We start from the raw sequence: 19,709 nt of genomic DNA, 5'->3' as shown, positions 1-19,709 counted from the left end.
TCCCGTTCAAAAAAGCCGTCGTGGTGAAATTGGTAGACACGCTATCTTGAGGGGGTAGTGCCTTAGGGTGTGCCGGTTCGACTCCGGCCGACGGCACCAATTGATGAAACCTGCCTGACCTGGTCTGGCGGGTTTTTTTATGTCGAACGCCGCTGCTGGCGTTGTCGCCACATGCCGGCAATAAACAGCAGCATGCCAATCCATATCAAAATAAATGTAATCTGCCTTTCTGGTGGATAAGCCTCATGTAAAACAAATACCCCAATCAAAAATTGGACAGTCGGATTGAGATACATAAAAAAGCCAACGACTGACAAATCAGCGCGTTTTGCCGCCATTGCAAATAAAACCAATGGTAATGCAGTAAGCAGACCAGCACTGATCAGCATTGTTGTGTTAAAGGCGTTATGACCAAATGCTAATGTTGCCGGATAAAAACTGATTTGCCAGATAAACCATATCAGGGTTAAGGGAAGTAAGGTCAGGCACTCAGCAGTCAATCCGTTTAAGCCATCAACGGGATGTTGTTTACGAATCAGTCCGTAAAGTGCAAAAGCAATCGCCAGGGATAGTCCAATCCAGGGCAAGGTCTTGAGACTGATTAATTCCCAGGCGATCGCCAGTCCGGCAAAAGCGGCTGCCCACCATTGCAGGAGATGCAGCGTTTCTTTCAGAATCAGGCGAGCCAGTAATAAACTGAGCACGGGGGTAATAAAATAGCCAAGACTGGCCTCCAGTACCCGTTGCTGACTGACCGCCCAGATGTAAATTAACCAATTAATTGCAATTAACAAGGCGGATAGAAACAGCCAACGCATTTGATGGCCATCGCTAATCAAGCGGCGTAATGTCCGTCCCCGGCCTAATATCAAACCCAGCAATAAGGTAGCCATAAACGACCATACGATACGGTGAGCCAGTACTTCTGTAGCAGCAACATGGCTTAAATAATGGAAAAACAGCGGGAATCCACCCCAGATAAGATAAGCCGAAATAGCCAGGATCAGTCCGTGCATTGAAAAATCTTTGTCATATCAGTTTGGTTTCATGATGCTGAGGATGATGTATCCGTATCGCGTTTGGATAACGAGATTTGTCTAGGCAAGATGATAGCAGTGACGCGTCAAACTGGTTTTATTAAATCTGGTCCAATCCCAAACCTCAGGAATGTCGCGGGATTTTGCTTGATAAATTCCATTGGAGGATGGTCTGTGCGCAAAATTTAATGGATAAACGGCTCATTTTAGGTCTCTAAAGTCGCAAGTGGCTTACGGCTTCTCATGCCCGCGTTAAATGTGTACTATCAAGATAAATGAGTATGAATCCCTGCTGGGACAATCCATAAGATCACCAGATTAAGGTGGCGTAAATTGGAAAGAGAGAATGGCAGTGTCGATGTTGGAGAGCTATCTCCCCATATTATTATTTATTCTTATTGGTGTCGGTTTCGGCATTATTCCGTTATTGGCTGGTTTTGTGCTGGCACCGCGTCGTCCTGACGCGGAAAAGACCTCAACTTATGAATGCGGGTTCCCGCCTTTTGAAGATACGCACGGCAAGTTTGATGTGCGCTATTACCTTGTGGCTATTCTATTTATCATTTTTGATCTCGAGATCGCATTTTTATTTCCATGGGCAATTGTGCTGGATGACATTGGCGTGTTTGGTTTACTGGCCATGTTTCTTTTTTTAAGCATTTTGGTCGTTGGCTTTGTCTATGAATGGAAAAAAGGGGCGCTTGAATGGGAGTAGAGGGGATTCTCAAAGAAGGGGTTGTCACGACCAGTGCCGATAAACTGATTAACTGGGCGCGCACGGGGTCGATGTGGCCGATGACTTTTGGCCTTGCCTGCTGTGCGGTTGAGATGATGCATGCCGGGGCAGCCCGCTATGATCTGGACCGTTTCGGTATTGTTTTTCGGCCCAGCCCTCGCCAGTCCGATGTGATGATTGTGGCCGGGACACTGGTGAATAAAATGGCGCCAGCGCTACGTAAGGTTTATGACCAGATGTCTGAGCCGAGATGGGTCATCTCCATGGGATCTTGTGCCAATGGCGGCGGTTATTATCATTATTCTTACTCTGTGGTTCGCGGTTGTGATCGCATCGTTCCGGTCGATATTTATGTGCCGGGTTGTCCGCCTACAGCGGAGGCCTTGTTGTACGGTATCATTCAATTACAAAAGAAAATCCAACGCACCAATACGATTGCTAAGCAGGTGACGCCGGCATGATTGCTTCACTTAAAGCAACATTGCAGCAGGCTTTTGCCGAGGCATTAGTTGACTGTGAAGTCAGTCGAGGTGAACTGACGCTTTATTTAGAAGCCGACCAACTTTGCAGTGTTTGTACACAATTGCGTGATGAGTTTGGCTTTACTCAACTAATCGATTTGTGTGGCGTTGATTATGTTGCCTACGGGGACAGTGGTTGGGAAACCAAACAAGCCTCCGAACACGGTTTTAGCCGGGCCAGAGAGCCACAAAATGAAAACGAAAATGTCGTAGAAGGTTATCGTTTTGCGGTGGTTTACCATTTATTGTCTGTGCGCAAAAACCAACGGTTAAGACTAAAAGTACACCTCACAGCTGAAACGCCGGTCATCGATTCTGTCATGACAATCTGGCGATGTGCAGACTGGTATGAACGTGAAGCCTTTGACTTGTTCGGTATTTTATTTCGCGGCCATCCTGATCTGCGGCGCATTCTGACGGATTATGGTTTTGTCGGTCATCCCTTTAGAAAAGATTTCCCGCTTATCGGCACCGTAGAAATGCGTTATGACGAAACGCAGAAACGGGTCATTTATGAACCAGTCAGTATTGACCCACGAACCTTGGTCCCTCGTGTTATTCGTGATGATAACCGCTATCGTCAGGAGCCAAATTAGTGGCCGAGATTAAAAATTACACACTCAATTTCGGTCCGCAACACCCGGCCGCGCATGGTGTGTTGCGTCTTATCCTGGAAATGGATGGCGAGGTTATTGAACGCGCTGATCCACATATTGGTTTGTTGCATCGTGGTACAGAAAAACTAGCCGAATCCAAACCTTTTAATCAGAGTATTGGTTATATGGATCGGCTCGATTATGTGTCGATGATGTGTAATGAGCATGCTTATGTGATGGCCATTGAAAAACTGCTGGGCATCACACCGCCACTCAGAGCGCAATACATCCGTGTGTTATTTGATGAAATGACTCGGATTCTGAATCATCTGATGTGGCTGGGTGCACATGGGCTCGATATCGGGGCCATGACCATTTTCCTTTACTGTTTCCGTGAGCGTGAGGATTTAATGGATTGTTACGAGGCCGTCTCTGGCGCTCGTATGCATGCTACCTATTATCGTCCGGGCGGCGTATACCGTGATTTACCCGCCAGAATGCCCCTCTATCAAGCATCAAAATGGCACAGTCAAAAAGAGGTTGATGCTAAAAATGCCAACCGCCAAGGCAGCTTACTGGATTTTATTGAGGATTTTGTCCAGCGATTTCCGGCGTGTGTGGATGAGTACGAGACGTTACTCACCGATAACCGAATCTGGAAACAACGCACGGTAGGAATCGGTGTCATCACCCCTGAACGTGCTTTACAGCTGGGCTTTACCGGACCGATGCTTCGCGGCTCCGGTATTGAGTGGGATTTACGTCGCAAGCAACCTTATGAAGTTTATGATCAATTAGCGTTTGAGATTCCCATTGGCAAGGAAGGGGACTGTTATGACCGCTATCTGGTCAGAGTAGAAGAAATGCGTCAGTCGGCAAACATTATGCAGCAATGCATTGATTGGCTCAGGGTGAATCCAGGGCCAGTGATTACTGATAACGCCAAAGTTGCTCCGCCACACCGGGCGGATATGAAAGATGATATGGAGGCATTGATACATCACTTCAAATTGTTCACGGAGGGCTATTGCGTGCCCGAGGGCGAAGTCTATGCTGCTGTTGAACATCCGAAAGGGGAATTTGGGGTGTATCTGGTCTCTGATGGTGCGAATAAACCGTATCGAGTCAAAATTCGGGCGCCCGGGTTTCCGCACTTGGCGGCAATGGATGAGATGGCTAAAGGTCATATGCTGGCGGATGTTGTAGCAATCATTGGCACGATGGATATTGTGTTCGGGGAGATTGATCGATGACGGAAATGCAATTATCCGGGCTTCGTGAAGACCTTTTTAACGAAGCTGTGCGCCAACAGTTGGATGAATGGATAGCACAATATCCGGCAGGTCAATCGCAGTCGGCCTTAATTCCCTGTTTGCATGTTTTGCAATCCCATCATGATGGTTGGCTGAGCAAGCCTTTGATGCAAGCACTGGCTCTCTATCTGGATGTACCTGAAATCAGTGTTTACGAGGTCGCCACTTTTTATACCATGTTTGATTTATCGCCGGTGGGCCGGCACAAAATTTGTCTATGCACCAACATTTCCTGCCAGTTATGCGGTTCGGAAAAAATGGCCGAGCATATTCAAAAAAAACTGGGGATCGGCTTTGGCGAAACGACACAAGATGGCAAGTATACGTTAGCGGAAGTGGAGTGTTTAGGGGCCTGTGTTGGTGCGCCGATGTTGTTATTAGATCGACAGTATCATGAGCATCTGACCCCTGAGAAAATTGATGCCATTCTTGACGAGATAACGTGATGCAACAGCTAAATCAGGTTTGTTTCCGCACAATGCAGTTTGACCAGCCATGGACGCTGGAAAATTACCGTAAAGTCGGTGGCTATCAGGTTTTAGAGCAGATTTTGCGTGATAAAACTCGTCAGGAAGTGATCATTGAGCAATTAAAGAATTCAGCATTGCGTGGTCGTGGTGGAGCGGGTTTCCCAACGGGGTTGAAATGGAGTTTTATGCCGCGCCGTATGCCGGGCGCGAAGTATATTGTCTGTAATTCTGACGAAGGTGAGCCCGGTACCTGTAAAGATAGAGATATTTTACGTTATAACCCGCATCAACTGATTGAAGGCATGATCATTGCCGGTTATACCATCGGTGCCAACACCGGCTATAACTACATCCGTGGCGAGTTTTTCGAACCTATAGACCGGTTTCGACAGGCCTTGATTGAAGCCCGTGAAGCGGGCTATTTGGGGCAAGACATATTGGGCAGCGGCTTTCATTTTGATTTATATCTGCATCCCGGCGCTGGTGCCTATATTTGTGGTGAAGAGACCGCTCTGCTTGAGTCTTTAGAGGGTAAAAAAGGTCAGCCGCGATATAAACCGCCATTCCCAGCTGGATATGGGCTTTATGGCCGTCCCACCACCATTAACAATACCGAAACCCTAGCGTCAGTACCGGTCATTTTGCAGCATGGCGCTGACTGGTTTCATGAACTGGGTACGCCAAACAACGGTGGTCAAAAGATTTTTTGTGTGACCGGGCATGTTAATAAACCGGGAAATTATGAGGTGCCACTAGGCATGCCTTTTGCTGATTTGCTGGCACTGGCTGGTGGTGTTCGAGATGGGCATCAGCTTAAAGCTGTGATTCCTGGTGGCTCTTCGACGCCAGTGGTACCGGCTACGGTGATGATGGAAACCACAATGAGTTATGACGGTATAGGCAAGGCCGGTTCCATGTTGGGTGCTGGCTCGGTTATCGTGATGGATGACTCAACCTGTATGGTTAAAGCCCTGGAGCGGATTGCTTATTTCTATTACGAAGAGTCTTGTGGTCAATGTACACCTTGCCGGGAGGGAACAGGCTGGTTATATCGGGTCATTCATCGTATTGAAAATGGACAAGGTCGTCAGGAAGATCTGGATCGACTGGTAGATGTTGCCAGCAATATTGATGGCAATACAATTTGTGCTTTAGGGGATGCGGCTGCGGCGCCCGTCATTAGCTTTATCAAGCATTTTCGGGATGAGTTTCAATACCACATTGATCACGGTTGTTGCTTGGTTGAGAGTGAACCAGAAGGGTTGCGTCAATATGGTTAATATTGAAATTGATGGCATTCCTTTGAAAGTCGATGAAAGCCGGATGATTATTCAGGCTGCAGACGAGGCCGGCATTGATATACCGCGGTTTTGTTACCATAAAAAATTATCGATTGCCGCGAATTGTCGCATGTGTCTGGTGGAGGTCGACAAATCGCGCAAAGCATTACCAGCCTGTGCGACGCCTGTTACAGAGGGGATGAAAGTCTTTACTCAGTCCAAAGTGGCACTGGCAGCGCAACGTGGCGTCATGGAGTTTTTGCTGATTAATCATCCATTGGACTGTCCGATCTGTGACCAAGCTGGCGAATGTGAGTTACAGGATTTATCTCTCGGCTACGGTAAAGGAATCAGTCGTTTTTCAGAAAAGAAACGGGTGGTTAAAGATAAAGACATTGGCCCACTGATCCAAACTGAAATGACCCGATGTATTCATTGCACCCGGTGTGTTCGGTTTGGCACCGAGATTGCGGGGATTAAGGAACTCGGTGCTACGGGACGGGGCGAGCATATGGAAATCGGCACTTATGTTGAGCACAGTCTGGCTTCAGAATTATCAGGCAACATTATTGACCTGTGTCCGGTTGGTGCATTGACCTCTAAACCCTTCCGCTACAAAGCCAGAGCGTGGGAAATGCAGTCTTTTGCTTCGGTTGCGCCTCATGATGCGGTCGGTTCCGCATTGGAATTGCATGTGCGTGGCAATGAAGTGATGCGCGTTGTCCCCAAAGATAATGAGTCTGTCAATGAAACGTGGATTTCAGATCGGGATCGCTTTAGCTATCTCGGGCTAAGGCATGCTGATCGAGCAGCAAAACCGATGATCAAACATCAAGGCGTCTGGCAAGAAACGGATTGGCAAACCGCTTTATCATTTGCCATTGATGGCTTGGACGCGGTTCAAACCAAGCATGGCGATAGTGCGGTTGCTGGATTAATGTCGCCCACAGCAACCCTTGAAGAGGGACACTTGTTTCAGAAGTGGCTTCGGGCGCGAGGCGTTGATGCGATTGATCATCGTCTGCGCCTGCAGTCAGTTGATGATGCGCAAGCCGCCTATTGGTCAACCTCAATGACATTGCCAGAAATTGAAAGCAGTGATGCGATTCTGGTTATTGGCAGCAACATACGCAGCGAAGCGCCAATTGTCGCCCACCGAATACGTCAAGCAGCTTTACAAGGGGCTCTGGTCAGCGAGGTCGGCTTCCAGAAACGTGATTTATTAATGCCGGTACAACATCAGGTATTACTCGCACCTAAACAGCTGGTTGCCTTGCTTGCCGGAATCGCCCGTACTTTACTGCAAAACGATGACCAAGTGACATCGGGTTGGCAGCAGTGGTTGGTCGATGTTCAACCAAACAGTACCCAACAAAATATCGCCATGCAGCTTGCTAATGCAACACAGCCACAGTTGATTGTGGGCGCAGTGGCGAATCAGCATCCCCAAGCGGCGACAATTCGTGCGTTAGCGCAGTTAATTTGTGAACTCAGTCAGGCAACGTTACTGATTCTACCTGACGCAAATAGCCGCGGCCTGACCCTTGCTGGAGTTTGCCCGGATACCCCTGCTATAACGCCAGCGTCCTTATGGCAACGACAGCGCAGGGGCTACGTGTTGTTTGATGTTGAGCCAGCTTACGACGGCAGTGACCCATCTGCACTTTGTGATGCATTGCAGCAGGCCAGCTTTAATGTGGCAATCAACCGCTTTTGGTCGGATGCAATTCGTGATTATGCGGATGTCATGTTGCCGTTAGCCAGTTTTGCGGAAACGGCAGGCACATTTGTTGGCCTCGATGGGCGGTGGCAATCGTTTAATGGTGCTGTTAGTCCTTTTGGTGAGGCGCGCCCTGGCTGGAAAATCTTACGTGTTCTCGCCAATCTCAACGCCTTAACTGGATTTGATTATGTTGCGCCGACCGAGGTTCGAGATGAACTGAAGCAGAAAATCGCCACCAGTGAACAAAAATTTTCCTCGTTTCTACCCGATGAGCCAGTACCGGATAGTACGGATGAAAATACGCTGCAGCTGATTTCTGAAGTCGGCATGTATTGCGGTGACAGTCTACAAAGGCGCAGTGAGCCGCTGCAGAAAACACCTGAAAGCAGACTGAATCGTATCGTCAGAATACACCCTGAGACGGCTACCAAGCTGGGCTTGGCTGAGGCAAGTGAGGTTTTGATTCGCCAGGGCGAGAAACAAGTTGAAGCGCCGTTTATGCTCGACAAAACGATTGCCCCAGGCTGTGTCTATCTCGCAGCTGCTACCGAGCTAAGCCAGCAATTAGGTAGTGCATTTGGTTTGGTCTCATTGCATGCTTTGGAGGCGCTGGTTGATGCTTGACTGGTTTGTCCAAGATATCGTACTAACGGTAGCCAAAATTTTGCTAATCGTGTTGTTGTTGATGGGGGCTGTTGCCTATTTGACTTTGGCAGAACGCAAGGTCATTGGCTATATCCAGATGCGTATCGGACCGAACCGAGTAGGGCCAAGGGGGTTGTTGCAACCGCTTGCTGATGGTTTGAAACTGTTGATGAAAGAAGTAATTCTGCCAGCACGCTCCAATTTATATCTGTTTGTGCTTGCTCCGGTATTGGCGATTGGTCCGGCACTTGCCGCTTGGGCGGTGATGCCGTTTGATGCCGATATGGTGCTAGCTGATATTAATGCTGGCTTACTCTACATTCTGGCTATCACCTCGATGTCGGTTTATGGGGTGGTGATCGCCGGCTGGGCATCCAATTCCCGTTATGCCTTTTTGGGCGCAATGCGCAGTGCAGCGCAGGTCGTGTCATATGAGATTGCAATGGGTTTTGCATTGGTTGGTGTGCTGATAGCGGCTGGCAGCCTCAATTTAGGTGATATCGTTCGGGCGCAATCTGGCAGTATGTTGCATTGGTACTGGTTGCCTTTGTTGCCACTATTTGTGGTTTATTTTATTTCCGGTGTTGCTGAAACCAACCGGGCACCGTTTGATATTGCCGAAGGCGAGTCAGAAATTGTTGCTGGTTTTCATGTCGAATATTCCGGCATGGCCTTTGCCGTTTTCTTTCTGGCTGAATATGCCGATATGATTTTGATTTCCATGCTGGCCGCGACCTTGTTCATGGGTGGCTGGTTATCTCCATTTGAGGGTGTTCCTTATCTGGAGCCATTATTCTCATGGGTGCCGGGTTTGTTTTGGTTATTAATCAAAACCAGTTTCTTTTTATTCATCTATCTCTGGATTCGCGCTACCTTTCCCCGCTATCGCTATGATCAAATCATGCGACTTGGCTGGAAGATTTTTATTCCGGTCACGCTAGTCTGGATCGTGCTTATCGCCACCTTGCAGGTATTCGATATTGGCCCTTGGTTTAATGAGTCGAGTCGTTTAGGAGGCGGTGTATGAGACAAGCCATTATCCACTTTTTTAAAAGTTTTCTGTTGTGGGAGCTGGTGCAGGGTATGCGACTTACCGGCAGACACTTTTTTTCACGTAAAGTCACGGTGCAATATCCAGAAGAAAAAACGCCCCAATCGCCCCGTTTTCGCGGCTTACATGCGCTGCGCCGTTATCCGAACGGTGAAGAGCGCTGTATCGGATGCAAACTCTGTGAGGCCGTGTGTCCGGCACTGGCAATCACCATTGATACCGAGCCGCGTGAAGATGGCACCCGAAGAACGACGCGCTACGACATTGATTTATTTAAATGTATTTATTGCGGGTTTTGTGAAGAGTCCTGTCCAGTTGACTCCATCGTAGAGACACGGGTTTTCGAATATCACTTTGAAAATCGGGGTGAAAACATCATGCATAAACATCAATTACTGGCAATTGGCGACAAGTATGAAGTCGACATTGCTGCTGACAGGGAGGCGGATGCGCCTTATCGTTAGGGCGCTGTTATGGAAAAACTGGCGTTTTATCTGTTTGCCGCCATTTTGTTGTTTGCAGCGACGATGGTCATTACCGTACGTAATCCAGTGCGGGCTGCCTTGTTTCTGGTATTGGCTTTTTTTACCAGTGCGGCAATCTGGTTAATGCTGGAAGCCGAATTTTTGGCTATCAGTCTGGTGCTGGTTTATGTTGGCGCGGTATTGGTGCTTTTTTTGTTTGTGGTGATGATGCTGGACATTGACCTGACCCCCATGAAAGAAGGTTTTACCCGTTATCTACCGCTGGGCATTGTGATTGCGGCGCTGATCGTGGTCGAGATGATTGCGGTGTTGGGTGTGCATCAGTTTGGGCTGGAGCAAGTACCGGCACCGAGTGTTGATGCGAACGCCGGTGGCAATACGAGACGGCTCGGTTTGTTGCTCTATACCGTGTATGTGTATCCATTTGAAATTGCGGCAGTGATTTTGACGGTGGCCATTGTGGCGGCAATTACCTTGACGTTGCGACCGCATCATCGAAAGTTACAGGACCCTGGACAACAGGTACGGGTACGTCGCGAAGATCGGGTGCGGTTAGTGTCCATGCCGGTGGCTTCGCGTGATGAGGAATCTCAGTGATGGTTGCGCTATCCGACTATCTGATTTTAGCGGCAATCCTGTTCAGTCTCTCCGTTGCCGGTATTTTTCTGAATCGAAAAAATATCATCATTCTGTTGATGTGTATTGAGTTGATGCTGTTGGCGGTCAACCTGAATTTCATTGCTTTTTCCCATTTTAGTGGTGATGCTGCCGGGCAGGTTTTTGTATTTTTCATCCTGACCGTTGCTGCGGCAGAGGCGGCAATAGGATTAGCGATACTTGTCGTTTTGTTCAGAAATCTGAGTACCATCAATGTTGAAGATATCGATAAACTCAGAGGTTAGCAGATGACACAAAACCTGTTACTGGCCCTGGTTTTGTCGCCATTATTTGGCTGCCTTATTGCGGGCTTTTTAGGACGGCAGATTGGTCGTCGCAATGCGCATCGTGTCGCCATTGCCGGGGTGGCGGTGGCGTTTGCTTTATCAGTGTATGTGCTGAAACTGGTGCTGGTTGACGGGCAATATTTTAATGCGACCATTTACCACTGGCTGCAGGCGGGCAGCCTGAGCATCGAAGTGGGTTTTATGGTCGATGCGCTGACCGCCGTGATGATGGTGGTGGTGACCTTCGTTTCCTTTATGGTGCATATCTACACCATCGGCTATATGCATGAGGATCCGGGCTATTGCCGGTTCTTCAGTTATTTGTCGCTATTCACTTTTGCCATGCTGATGCTGGTGATGGCCAATAATTTCATGCAACTGTTCTTTGGCTGGGAAGCGGTTGGTCTGGTTTCTTACTTGCTGATTGGGTTTTGGTACAAAAAACCAACAGCCATCTATGCCAATTTGAAAGCGTTTCTGGTGAATCGGGTTGGCGATTTTGGTTTTTTACTGGGCATTGGCGCAGTCTTGATGTACAGCGGCAGTCTGAATTATTTGGAGGTTTTTGCTCAAGCGCCAGCATTAGCAGAACGACATATTACAATTTGGGGTGACCAATCATGGTCGTTGATGACGGTAATTGGCATTTTGTTGTTTATCGGTGCCATGGGGAAATCCGCGCAGGTGCCGTTGCATGTCTGGCTGCCCGATTCGATGGAGGGGCCAACACCAATTTCTGCCTTAATTCATGCGGCTACCATGGTCACCGCAGGTATTTTCATGGTGGCGCGGATGTCGCCGCTGTATGCCTACTCTGAAACCGCACTGGCATTTATCGTGATAATAGGTGCTATCACCGCATTGTTTATGGGCTTTTTAGGGCTGATTCAAAACGATATCAAACGTGTTATTGCTTATTCTACGTTGTCACAACTGGGTTATATGACAGTGGCATTAGGGGTGTCTGCTTATTCGGCGGCGATATTTCATTTATTTACCCATGCGTTTTTCAAGGCATTATTATTTTTAGCGGCGGGTTCCGTCATTCTGGCCATGCATCATCAGCAGGATATTCGGCAGATGGGCGGATTGAGAAAATATCTGCCCATCACCTATTGGACCAGTGTCATTGGTACCCTGGCCTTAATAGGGGCACCTGGCCTAGCCGGCTTTTTTTCCAAGGATGCGATTATTGAAGCGGTTCATGCTTCAGCGATGCCCGGTGCCGGTTTTGCCTATTGGGCGTTACTCATCGGGGTATTTGTGACGGCGTTATATAGTTTCCGGTTGTTGTTTCTGGTCTTTCATGGTCAATCCCGATTTGATGCGCATGGTCATCCCCCGCATGAATCACCGGTTGTCGTTACCGTGCCACTGATTTTGTTAGCGATACCATCGATTTTTGCTGGCTATCTCATCGGGCAAATGGTGTTTGGTGACTGGCTGAGAGATGCCATTGTCGTGTCGCCGCAAACAGATGTTCTCAATATGCTTGGTTATCACGGTGTTTGGGCATTTTTATGGCATGGATTACAAATGCCGCCATTCTGGTTGGCGTTGGCTGGTGTGGTGACAGCCTGGTTTTTATATATCAGACGACCGGATCTGCCAGCCAGATTGCAGCACTGGGGCAGGTGGTTATGGCGCATTCTGGATAATAAGTATGGCTTTGATCACTTTAATGAAAAGGTCTTTGCGGGAGGGGCTCGTGGCTTAGGCAGTTTGCTATGGCAATTAGGCGATAAGCGGCTGATAGATGGCGTACTGGTCAATGGCAGTGCCCGGTTAATTGGGCTGGCTGCACGTTTTGGGCGTCATGTGCAGTCAGGTTATCTGTATCACTACGCTTTCGTCATGATGATTGGTGTGTGGCTGTTATTAAGCTGGTTTGTGTTATGAAAGGCTTAGCTCATGTTTGATTTACCCTTGCTGAGCTTATTAATCTGGCTGCCCATTGCTGGCGGTTTGACGGTATTGATCTGCGGCAAGCGAACTTATGCGGCACGTTGGCTGGCGTTGTTTTTCAGTCTGCTGACCATGTTGTTGTCTTTTGGCCTTTATATCGGCTTTGATAGCAGCACAGCCAGCATGCAGTTCTCTGAAAACCGGCTTTGGGTGGCGGCCTTTAATATCCATTATGCGCTGGGTGTTGACGGCTTTTCCATGCCGTTGATGATACTGACCACCATTTCAACCATGCTGGTGGTGATTGCCAGCTGGCAAAGTATTCAAGATCGTATAGCACAGTATTTAGCGGCCTTTTTGATTATGGAAGGGCTGATGCTGGGTGTGTTTGCCGCGCTGGATGCGATTCTGTTTTATCTGTTTTTTGAGGCGATGCTGATTCCGTTATTTTTGGTGATCGGTATCTGGGGGGGGGGCGAATCGGGTTTATGCAACCCTGAAGTTTTTCTTGTATACCTTTTTTGGTTCTGTTTTTTTACTGATCGCTTTGCTGTATCTGCAATTTCAGGCAGGCAGTTTTGCCATTCTTGATTATCACCAAGTCAAGCTGGATATGACCCAGCAGATCTGGCTATTTTTGGCTTTTTTAATTGCCTTTGCGGTTAAGATCCCGATGTGGCCAGTGCATACCTGGTTACCTGATGCCCATGTTGAGGCACCGACTGGGGGATCGGTCATTCTCGCGGCTATTACCTTAAAAATTGGTGGTTATGGACTATTGCGTTTTGCCCTGCCAATTACACCCGATGCCAGTATGGCGCTGGACTGGCTGGTGATTAGTTTGTCTTTGATTGCTGTCGTCTATATCGGTTTCGTGGCCTTGGCACAGTCTGATCTGAAAAAACTCATTGCCTATTCCAGTATTGCCCATATGGGTTTTGTGACCTTGGGGCTATTTATTATTTTCCGTATTTTTGCCAATGCGTCCTTGTTACCCGGCGCTGGCAACGGGGAGGTGCTGGCAATTGAAGGGGCCATGGTGCAAATGATTTCACACGGTTTCATTGCCGCTGCTATGTTTTTGAGTGTCGGGGTGTTGTATGACCGTATGCACACACGGAATATCAAGGCGTATGGTGGTGTGGTGAATACGATGCCAAAGTTTGCGGCATTTGCCGTGTTTTTTGCGATGGCCAATGCTGGCTTGCCGGGCACATCGGGATTTGTTGGTGAGTTTATGGTCATCCTCGCGGCTTTTCAGGCAGATTTCTGGTTTGCTTTTCTTGCTGCAACGACTTTGATTGTGGGGGCGGCATATACCTTGTGGATGGTTAAACGAGTTTTCTATGGGGAGGTTGCCAACCCCGAGGTTGCTGCGTTAAAAGACATTAATGCGAGAGAGGGTTTGTTATTAGGTAGTCTGGCCCTGATTGTCTTGTTGATCGGTATCTGGCCGGCGCCTTTACTGGAGGTAATGCATGCCTCCGTTGAGCAGCTGTTAGTGCAAGTGTCACAGAGTAAATTGTAAGGAATAAAGATGCCATTTCAGGTTGCTAACATGTCATTTGCCTTGCCGGAAATCTGGCTGTTGTCGATGGCGTGTGTTGTGCTTCTGGTTGTGGCATACGGCGGTAACAAGCGTATTAACTTGGTTTCTGGTTTATCGCAATTGACCTTGCTGTCAACCGCTGTACTAGTTTACCTAGATTTGGGGCAGACGGGACTGTCGTTTTCTGGCAACTATATTAAAGACCCACTGAGTGACCTGTTAAAACTGGCTATTACTTTGATAAATATGCCCGTTCTGGCTTATTGCCGAGGCTATTTGCAAGACCGCAACTTGCGTAGCGGTGAGTTTTACGTTCTGGCTTTATTTTCGACATTGGGCATGCTGGTGATGGTGTCAGGTCATACCATGCTGACTTTGTATTTAGGACTGGAGTTAATGTCGCTTTGTTTGTACGCGATGGTGGCAATGCACCGGGAGTCAAGCATCGCTACTGAAGCGGCGATGAAGTACTTTATTCTCGGTGCCTTAGCTTCCGGTATGTTGCTTTATGGCATGTCCATGATTTATGGCGTGACCGGATCCTTAGTCCTGTCAGAGATCGCCATAGCGGTCAGTGCGTCATCAGCAGAGCTGACGGTACTCAGTTTTGCATTGGTGTTCATCATTATCGGAATTGGTTTTAAATTTGGTGCGGTTCCGTTTCACATGTGGTTGCCAGATGTTTATCATGGCGCCCCGACTGCTATGACTTTGTTTTTGGCAACAGCACCTAAGCTGGCCGCATTTGCGTTATTGATCCGGTTACTAGTGGATGGGCTCGGCAGTCTGCATGCCCAGTGGCAGGATATGATTATTTTGTTGGCGGTGCTATCGATGCTGGTCGGCAATTTATTGGCTATCGCACAGACCAATTTGAAGCGTATGCTAGCCTACTCCACGATTTCGCATGTCGGTTTTTTATTTTTAGGAATTGTTTCTGGGACAGCGGAAGGCTACGCCGCAGGTTTGTTTTACGCTTTAATATACGCCTTAATGACCGCGGGCGGTTTTGGCATGATTTTGTTAATGAGCCGCCAAGGCTTTGAGGCAGAACAAATCAGCGATTACAGTGGCCTGGCAAGCCAGCGTCCCTGGCTGGCATTGATGATGTTGTTATTGATGTTTTCAATGGCTGGTATTCCCCCTTTAGCTGGTTTTTATGCCAAGTTAACGGTGATTAAATCTGTCATCGATGTGAACTTACTGACGGTGGCTATCTTTGCGGTATTAATGTCGGTCGTCGGCGCCTTTTATTATCTGCGGATGATTAAAGTGATGTATTTTGATAAGCCGTTAAATGAACTGACAGTGGTGAGACCTACGGGTACTTCGGTTTTACTCAGTGCTAACGGCTTATTCGTTCTTGGTCTTGGGCTGTTTCCAGGCTGGTTGATTAGCCTTTGCAATTCAATTTTTGTGTGAGAAAACATGATCTGGTTGTTGGTTTTAACGTATTTAGTGTTGGCAAACCTGCCTTGGGTTAATGAGCGCCTTTTTTTAATGGTGAAATTTGCATCAGGTAAAAAAAGTGCGTGGTGGCGATTACTGGAAACGCTGGTGTATTACTTTGTCGCGTTGCTTGCCGGTGTCGGCTATGAAATGCAGTACGCTGGTAATGTTTATCAACAGGACTGGGAGTTTTTTGTCACCACCCTGAGCCTGTTCCTGACCTTCTCAGTGATGGGGGTTATCTATCGTCATCAATGGTTGCCGATGCAAAAGAAAGTGCGCTAGCCTAGTCAACTTTTGCCATTCATTATTTTTATTTCGGATTTTTAACTGCGCCGAAATGGCGTTATTTGTGGTCTTTGTCTCTGATAAGTAATTGGGGGGGATGCAAGACGGCACAGAGTAGTTTAAAATTCGCGGGTTTAACGCCAAGTTGATGCCAAGCGCATCGGTTCATTTTATACAAAGAGACGATAGGATTATGGCCTCCGATTTATCCAAGTACAGAAACATCGGTATTTTCGCGCACGTTGATGCCGGCAAGACCACTACCACTGAACGTATCCTCAAGCTGACCGGTAAAATTCATAAAACTGGCGAAGTGCATGAGGGTGAATCCACCATGGACTTCATGGAGCAGGAAGCGGAGCGGGGGATCACTATCCAGTCTGCTGCGACCACTTGTGCCTGGAAAGGTCACCGCCTGAACGTTATCGACACCCCGGGACACGTTGATTTCACGATTGAAGTGTATCGTTCTTTGAAAGTACTGGATGGCGGCATTGGTGTTTTCTGTGGCAGTGGTGGTGTTGAGCCCCAGTCAGAAACCAACTGGCGTTATGCCAATGATTCAGAAGTCTCTCGGCTGATTTATGTCAATAAGCTGGATCGGATGGGTGCGGACTTTTATCGTGTAGTCAAACAGGTCGAAGATGTCCTGGCTGCCACACCACTGGTGATGGTGCTGCCAATCGGTATCGAAGATGAATTTAAAGGCGTGGTTGACCTGCTGACACGTAAAGCGTGGTATTGGCCAGATGAGAAAGATCCTGAAAATTACAGCATCGAAGAGCCACCGGCAGAGATGGCGGATCAAATCGAAGAATGGCGTGAAAAACTGATTGAGACCGCCGTCGAACAAGATGATGATTTGATGGAAAAATATCTGGAAGGTGAAGAGCCTTCTGTTGATGAATTGAAGCACTGTATCCGTAAAGGCACACTGAATCTGGCATTTTTCCCAACCTATTGCGGCAGTTCATTCAAGAACAAAGGCCTGCAATTGGTGCTGGATGCGGTGGTTGATTATCTGCCAGACCCAACTCAAGTTGATCCTCAACCTGAAGTGGATCTGGAAGGTAACGAAACCGGTAAAGTGGCGACAGTGGATATCAAAGGTCCACTGCGGGCATTGGCATTCAAAATTATGGATGACCGTTTCGGCGCTTTGACTTTCGTACGTATTTACTCGGGCGAGTTGAAAAAAGGCGATACCATTTTAAATACCTTCACGGGCAAAACCGAACGCGTCGGCCGAATGGTGGAAATGCATGCGGATGATCGTAATGAGCTCGATTATGCCCATGCTGGCGATATCATCGCGATTGTGGGAATGAAAGATGTGCAAACTGGTCATACTCTATGTGATCCAAAAGATCCGGCGACCTTGGAGCCGATGGTATTCCCTGATCCGGTTATCTCGATTGCGATTGCACCGAAAGATAAAGGCTCAGCCGAGAAATTGGGTATTGCCTTAGGCAAGATGATTAAAGAAGACCCTTCTTTCCGTGTTGAAACCGATGAAGATAGTGGCGAAACCATCATGAAAGGTATGGGTGAGCTGCATCTTGATATCAAAGTCGACATTCTTAAGCGTACTCATAACATTGACGTGATTGTTGGTGAGCCACAAGTTGCTTACCGTGAAACCATCACGCAACGTATCGAAGATAGCTACACGCACAAGAAACAATCTGGTGGTTCAGGTCAATTTGGTCGTATCGACTATATTGTTGAGCCAGGTGAGCCAGGTAGTGGTTACCAGTTTGAATCAACGGTGACTGGTGGTACGGTTCCACGTGAATTCTGGCCTGCGGTTGAGGGTGGCTTCAAGAAAATGATGAATCGCGGTGTGTTGGCTGGATTCCCACTGCTTGACGTTAAAATCAACTTATTCGATGGTGCTTTCCACGCTGTTGACTCATCAGCAATTGCTTTCGAATTAGCTGCAATGGGTGGTTTCCGCCAGTCGATTCCAAAAGCGGGTCCTCAGCTGTTGGAGCCGATTATGAAAGTTGACGTCTTTACGCCGGAAGATAATGTTGGTGACGTTATTGGTGATTTGAATCGTCGTCGTGGCATGATCAAGTCACAGGATGCGGGCGCTACTGGTGTGCGTATCAAAGCAGAAGTCCCATTGAGTGAAATGTTTGGCTACATCGGTAGCTTACGTACCATGACTTCAGGACGTGGTCAGTTCTCAATGGAATTCCTGCACTATCTGCCTTGCCCACGTAACGTCGCAGATGAGGTTATCAAGGAAACAAAAGAGCGGGAAGCGGCTGCCAAAAAGTAAGTCTGTTTTTTGCCTAGAAAAAAGGGACGTTCATCGTCCCTTTTTTTATACCAGTTGAAAAAGATCAATTAAAGTTGATGATCCTGTTCAGAAGCTTGATTGTCGTTATCCAAAGTAGTTATTAAAGTCTGCATATCATCTGGAATCGGGACTTGCCAGCTGACCATTTCACCAGATTTAGGATGAATAAAACCTAATAAGCCAGCATGAAGGGCTTGGCGTCTAAAGCCAGTTAGCGCATCGCGTGCCGAGTCGGTAAGTCCTTTTGGCATTTTGAAACGGCCACCATACACCGGGTCGCCCACCAACGGATGGCGAATATGTGCCATATGTACGCGTATTTGGTGGGTACGCCCCGTTTCTAATTTACAACGGATATGAGTATGGGCGCGGAATCGTTTTTCAACGCGGTAATGGGTTATTGACGGTTTGCCACTATCACTTACTGCCATCCGCTTTCGATCGATATGGTGACGGCCAATTGGTTCATTCACGGTACCGCCAGCCGTGAGAACGCCAGTGATAATTGCCTGGTATTCGCGTAAGACACTGCGTTCCTGTAGTTGGTTTATCAAGCTATTGTGGGCAGGTAATGTTTTTGCGACCATGAGTAGGCCGGTGGTATTTTTATCAATGCGGTGAACGATACCGGCACGAGGGATGTGAGTTAAACCAGGCGCATGAGCAAGTAAGGCATTGACCAGCGTACCATCCTGGTTGCCTGCCCCAGGATGTACCACCATGCCTGCAGGCTTGTTGAGAATCAGCACCTGCTCATCTTCATAAATGATATTCAGAGAGATTTGTTCTGCTTGCCAGTTGTTATCCTGAACGGCAAGCTCGGCCTCAATGAGAACGCTGTCGCCGCTGTTAACTTTATCGCGTGGTTTTGGCTGGCTGTTATTTAACAGGACATCGCCGGATTTGATCCATTTGCTAAGCTGGCCACGAGAAAAATCAGGGAAAAGTTGCGCTAATGCTTGATCTAATCGTAAGCCTGAACAGGCATCAGGAATGATCGTGTCGAGTTTGATTATTTCAGCCATGGAAAATGTGATGCGAACAAAATTGGTATTATAACGTAGCGTCAGCTATTACCGAGCAATAACAGGAAAACAACCATGAAATTGGGTCTGGTATTAGTACTTTTTCTACCCGTTACCGTGTTTGCGAACACGGCGGTTCCCTTGCTGGCATCCAGTTGTGCTGCCTGCCATGGTACGCAAGGTCATAGTCAAAGTCAGTTTATGCCAGGGTTAGCTGGGCTTGAAATTGACTATATTGTCAGGCAAATGCGCGCCTTCAAGCAGGGTGATATAAACGTGACCGTGATGCATCAGCATGCCAGTGGTCTTTCTGATGTTGAAATACGTTTGCTTGCCGATTATTTTTCAAGACAATAATTTTGCTTAGCCCGCACAATTTTCGTG

At 47.7% G+C, this 19,709-nt stretch carries 18 protein-coding genes, 1 tRNA gene and 1 pseudogene; 18 read left to right on the top strand and 2 right to left on the bottom strand.

Annotated elements, in window-relative coordinates:
* The first annotated feature begins 14 nt into the window (after positions 1-14).
* A tRNA-Leu gene (locus Q7C_RS05785) sits at positions 15-99 on the top strand.
* A gap of 38 nt (positions 100-137) precedes the next feature.
* Here Q7C_RS05785 and rarD read toward each other — a convergent pair.
* The gene (gene rarD, locus Q7C_RS05780) at positions 138-1,016 is read right to left on the bottom strand and encodes an EamA family transporter RarD (protein ID WP_014703783.1); all 879 of its coding nucleotides are present in this window, start codon (positions 1,014-1,016) and stop codon (positions 138-140) included.
* Positions 1,017-1,395: 379 nt separating this feature from the next.
* Here rarD and Q7C_RS05775 point away from each other — a divergent pair, with 379 nt between their 5' ends.
* From Q7C_RS05775 to fusA, 16 genes and pseudogenes are all read left to right on the top strand, one after another.
* Complete coding sequence (locus Q7C_RS05775) at positions 1,396-1,752, top strand: NADH-quinone oxidoreductase subunit A (protein ID WP_041366949.1); 357 nt, start codon at positions 1,396-1,398, stop codon at positions 1,750-1,752.
* Positions 1,743-2,234 (top strand): NuoB/complex I 20 kDa subunit family protein, encoded by a 492-nt coding sequence (locus Q7C_RS05770; protein ID WP_014703781.1) that lies wholly within the window; start codon positions 1,743-1,745, stop codon positions 2,232-2,234. The genes Q7C_RS05775 and Q7C_RS05770 overlap by 10 nt, the downstream gene beginning before the upstream one ends.
* Entirely contained in the window at positions 2,231-2,890 is a 660-nt protein-coding gene (locus Q7C_RS05765; RefSeq protein WP_014703780.1) for an NADH-quinone oxidoreductase subunit C, read from the top strand. Before Q7C_RS05770 ends, Q7C_RS05765 begins: the two co-directional genes overlap by 4 nt.
* Positions 2,890-4,143: an NADH-quinone oxidoreductase subunit D gene (locus Q7C_RS05760; protein WP_014703779.1), complete on the top strand. Its 1,254-nt coding sequence runs from the start codon at positions 2,890-2,892 to the stop codon at positions 4,141-4,143. Before Q7C_RS05765 ends, Q7C_RS05760 begins: the two co-directional genes overlap by 1 nt.
* Entirely contained in the window at positions 4,140-4,649 is a 510-nt protein-coding gene (gene nuoE, locus Q7C_RS05755) for an NADH-quinone oxidoreductase subunit NuoE (RefSeq protein ID WP_014703778.1), read from the top strand. The genes Q7C_RS05760 and nuoE overlap by 4 nt, the downstream gene beginning before the upstream one ends.
* Positions 4,649-5,953, top strand: a complete 1,305-nt coding sequence (nuoF, locus tag Q7C_RS05750) for an NADH-quinone oxidoreductase subunit NuoF (RefSeq protein WP_014703777.1) — start codon at positions 4,649-4,651, stop codon at positions 5,951-5,953. Before nuoE ends, nuoF begins: the two co-directional genes overlap by 1 nt.
* Positions 5,946-8,300, top strand: coding sequence for an NADH-quinone oxidoreductase subunit NuoG (nuoG, locus tag Q7C_RS05745; protein WP_014703776.1), 2,355 nt, complete (start codon positions 5,946-5,948; stop codon positions 8,298-8,300). The genes nuoF and nuoG overlap by 8 nt, the downstream gene beginning before the upstream one ends.
* Positions 8,293-9,348: an NADH-quinone oxidoreductase subunit NuoH gene (gene nuoH, locus Q7C_RS05740; protein ID WP_014703775.1), complete on the top strand. Its 1,056-nt coding sequence runs from the start codon at positions 8,293-8,295 to the stop codon at positions 9,346-9,348. The genes nuoG and nuoH overlap by 8 nt, the downstream gene beginning before the upstream one ends.
* Entirely contained in the window at positions 9,345-9,836 is a 492-nt protein-coding gene (gene nuoI, locus Q7C_RS05735) for an NADH-quinone oxidoreductase subunit NuoI (RefSeq protein ID WP_014703774.1), read from the top strand. Before nuoH ends, nuoI begins: the two co-directional genes overlap by 4 nt.
* 9 nt (positions 9,837-9,845) lie before the next feature.
* A complete protein-coding gene (locus Q7C_RS05730) occupies positions 9,846-10,454 on the top strand; it encodes an NADH-quinone oxidoreductase subunit J (RefSeq protein WP_014703773.1) in 609 nt (202 codons plus the stop codon).
* On the top strand, positions 10,454-10,759 hold the full coding sequence (nuoK, locus tag Q7C_RS05725; RefSeq protein ID WP_014703772.1) for an NADH-quinone oxidoreductase subunit NuoK: 306 nt from the start codon (positions 10,454-10,456) through the stop codon (positions 10,757-10,759). The genes Q7C_RS05730 and nuoK overlap by 1 nt, the downstream gene beginning before the upstream one ends.
* 3 nt (positions 10,760-10,762) lie before the next feature.
* Complete coding sequence (gene nuoL, locus Q7C_RS05720; protein WP_014703771.1) at positions 10,763-12,700, top strand: NADH-quinone oxidoreductase subunit L; 1,938 nt, start codon at positions 10,763-10,765, stop codon at positions 12,698-12,700.
* A gap of 12 nt (positions 12,701-12,712) precedes the next feature.
* Positions 12,713-14,234, top strand: a pseudogene (locus Q7C_RS05715) (NADH-quinone oxidoreductase subunit M).
* A 9-nt stretch (positions 14,235-14,243) separates the two neighbouring features.
* Positions 14,244-15,677, top strand: a complete 1,434-nt coding sequence (gene nuoN, locus Q7C_RS05710) for an NADH-quinone oxidoreductase subunit NuoN (protein ID WP_014703770.1) — start codon at positions 14,244-14,246, stop codon at positions 15,675-15,677.
* Positions 15,678-15,683: 6 nt separating this feature from the next.
* Entirely contained in the window at positions 15,684-15,989 is a 306-nt protein-coding gene (locus Q7C_RS05705) for a DUF2818 family protein (RefSeq protein WP_014703769.1), read from the top strand.
* A 196-nt stretch (positions 15,990-16,185) separates the two neighbouring features.
* Entirely contained in the window at positions 16,186-18,279 is a 2,094-nt protein-coding gene (gene fusA / locus Q7C_RS05700) for an elongation factor G (protein WP_014703768.1), read from the top strand.
* A 68-nt stretch (positions 18,280-18,347) separates the two neighbouring features.
* Here the strand turns inward: fusA and rluD are convergent, their stop codons facing one another.
* On the bottom strand, positions 18,348-19,325 hold the full coding sequence (gene rluD, locus Q7C_RS05695; protein WP_014703767.1) for a 23S rRNA pseudouridine(1911/1915/1917) synthase RluD: 978 nt from the start codon (positions 19,323-19,325) through the stop codon (positions 18,348-18,350).
* Between the two features lie 75 nt (positions 19,326-19,400).
* On the opposite strand from rluD, the gene Q7C_RS05690 reads away from it, so the two are divergent.
* Positions 19,401-19,682 carry a c-type cytochrome gene (locus Q7C_RS05690; RefSeq protein WP_014703766.1) on the top strand — a complete coding sequence of 94 codons (282 nt, stop codon included), beginning with the start codon at positions 19,401-19,403 and terminating at the stop codon, positions 19,680-19,682.
* Positions 19,683-19,709 lie beyond the last annotated feature (27 nt).

This window comes from Methylophaga frappieri (genome assembly GCF_000260965.1).
GTDB classification, from domain to species: domain Bacteria; phylum Pseudomonadota; class Gammaproteobacteria; order Nitrosococcales; family Methylophagaceae; genus Methylophaga; species Methylophaga frappieri.
This window is presented reverse-complemented; position numbering and strand designations above follow the sequence as displayed.